At 63.5% G+C, this 701-nt stretch carries 1 protein-coding gene; it reads left to right on the top strand.

Going from position 1 to position 701, the window contains the following annotated elements; all coding sequences use genetic code 11:
- Positions 1-701: efflux RND transporter permease subunit (locus IVB01_RS16150; protein ID WP_247494690.1), on the top strand; the 701-nt coding region annotated here is incomplete at both ends.

The raw sequence follows: 701 nt of genomic DNA, 5'->3' as shown, positions 1-701 counted from the left end.
CAGGCAACGCCGCAGGGCAACCCGCTGACGCTGGTCAAGGGCGTGCGCGCGCTGTTCCCCGAGCTCGAACGCAATCTGCCGCCCTCGATGAAGATGAAGGTCGCCTACGACTCGACCAAGTTCATCCAATCCTCGATCGACGAGGTGGAGAAGACGCTGGGCGAAGCCGTGATCATCGTGATCGTGGTGATCTTCCTGTTCCTCGCCTCGCTCCGCTCGGTCATCATTCCTGTCGTCACCATCCCGCTGTCGATGATCGGCGTCTGCACCCTGATGCTGGCGCTGGGCTTCAGCTTCAACCTCCTGACCCTGCTCGCGATGGTGCTCGCGATCGGCCTCGTGGTCGACGACGCCATTGTCGTGGTGGAGAACATCCACCGCCATCTGGAGGAGGGCAAGACGCCGGTACAGGCGTCGCTGCAAGGCGCGCGCGAAATCGTCGGCCCCGTCATCTCGATGACCATCACGCTAGCGGCCGTGTACGCACCGATCGGCTTTCTTGGCGGTCTCACCGGTTCGCTGTTTCGCGAATTCGCCTTCACGCTGGCGGGCTCGGTGATCGTGTCGGGCGTGGTCGCGCTGACGCTGTCGCCGATGATGTGCTCGGTGCTGCTGAAGAACACCGAAGAAGGCCGGTTCTCCAAGCTTGTGAACCGGGTGTTCGGCGCCATCACGCGGTGGTACGGGCGCAAGCTGGACCG

Source organism: Bradyrhizobium sp. 164 (assembly GCF_023073715.1).
Lineage (GTDB): Bacteria > Pseudomonadota > Alphaproteobacteria > Rhizobiales > Xanthobacteraceae > Bradyrhizobium.
This window is presented reverse-complemented; position numbering and strand designations above follow the sequence as displayed.